Annotated in this window: 2 protein-coding genes; one reads left to right on the forward strand and one right to left on the reverse strand. The window is 60.5% G+C overall.

The annotated features are described in order from the left end of the window. Window positions 1–1,152 precede the first annotated feature (1,152 nt). Complete coding sequence (locus tag AC5JLB_RS00005) at window positions 1,153–1,302, forward strand: hypothetical protein (RefSeq protein ID WP_495871804.1); 150 nt, start codon at window positions 1,153–1,155, stop codon at window positions 1,300–1,302. A 53-nt stretch (window positions 1,303–1,355) separates the two neighbouring features. Here AC5JLB_RS00005 and AC5JLB_RS00010 read toward each other — a convergent pair. Continuing rightward, window positions 1,356–1,650: hypothetical protein (locus tag AC5JLB_RS00010; RefSeq protein ID WP_495871805.1), on the reverse strand; the 295-nt coding region annotated here is incomplete at its 5' end.

Here is a 1,650-nt window from a genome sequence, read left to right on the forward strand (position 1 = left end):
CGAGCTGGGGCTTGGTGCGGCGGAACGGGTTGAGCACGGGTCGGGGTCCAGTCGGTTGATAAGCTGGAACTTACCATGAATCCCTGCCGCGATCATCAGTTAAGTGTCTGTAATAGCTTAATTTCTTCTTGCCTAGAAGGTGGGAAAGGAGTCGATCTGGGCAAGATCCTGGGCGGGGCTCGAGCGCCAAGGCAAGAACTTACTAGGGCGTTACGACGTAAACCGTCCGTTAACGTTTTCTTAGGTATATTGGGCATCAGGCCAGTCGGACGGCCGAATCAACTAGCAGGCGCTATCCAGGGCCAGAACCGAGGAGAGACGCGGTGAGCTTCAAGGGGCAATGCAGCCAGTGCGGCTGGATCACGCGCCGGAAGCTGGAGAACATGGGGCGTCGGTGCCCGAAGTGCGGGGGGGTCAATCTACGTTCACCAAGAGGACAAAGGGGCGGCGGCCACCTATGCCATCTTATGCGTGATCGGCATGGTGGCGCTCGCCATCCTGTTCACGGCGCTCGGGGTCGGGAAGCACTAACGGCGTCACATTCCCACAACCGCATCAACAGGTTTTCACATGTCAGATTGGACGCCATCAGCGTGCCCACTCTGTTCCCCTTTCAGTCCAAGGGGTCATGCGTGATAATGCCGTTGAAGGCAGAAGGAGGAGTCCATGGCGGGCTCGGTGAACAAGGCGACCCTGGTGCTGCTGCGCTGGACCTCCTGCGCGGTCTCTTCGCCGCGCAGCAGGGGAGTTGACCCCACACACCCTTCCGACTCGGGGTGCCCCCGCGCTATTCATCGAATCACTGCCGCGTCGGTCTCGAGCTTCTCGTCAACCGAAGAGTTCGGTTGACGAGAAGCGAGCACAAGCGCAGCCGAGAGAAGATCAACGCCCGCGGCTCGTCCACGCCGCACATACGCGAGCCAAAGGGCCAGAGCGAGAAGGAGACGATGAAAGACGAGCCCTAAGGGAGCGGAGCCTCGAAAGCGGCGGCAACCGCAATCGAGGCCCCTTAGGTCAAACCCCAACTCACGAAAGGGTCCGTAGGATGGCTCCTAGTGTATGCCTGACGGCGAAAGCCGTCAAAGAGGAAGAGCAGACTCGCGAAGAGTCTCGCTTCCTCTTGCTCGAGGACTCGAGCGAAGGAGGCCGCCTTTGAGCGGGTTTGGCTTCATCTGGAGCAACGGCAAGCTCGAGCTCCACGCTGACGGCCTATCCGTCGAGGTTGCCCTCGTCTTTATCGTTGCGCTGGCGTTCGTCGCCTTCGCGGGGATCATGGCCTGGGTCTACACGCGGTCGCGCTGACCGTCCCAGGGCCGGCGACAAAGCTGTTGCCGGCCCGTTACGCCTCGATCTTTTCACGGGGTCAGGTGGTCTAGCGACAAGCCCGGGTAGGTGATCGCGTTGACGATCTCCACGCGCTTCTCAAGCGGCCCCTGCGGCATGATCCCATACCGGCCGGTCATGCTCGCCTTGTCGTGGCCCAAGATGAAACCGAACTCATGGTCGAGATACTTGGCGCGCAGGGCGTCCGTTGCGCCGTGTCGGAAGCTGTAGAGCGACAGGCCACGTCCATCCTTCAAGCCGATGGCTTTGAGATATTTCCCGAAGTTGGTCGAGTAGCGGCCCATGATCTGCCCGCGTTCGTTTCGT

The organism is Myxacorys chilensis (genome assembly GCF_059505265.1).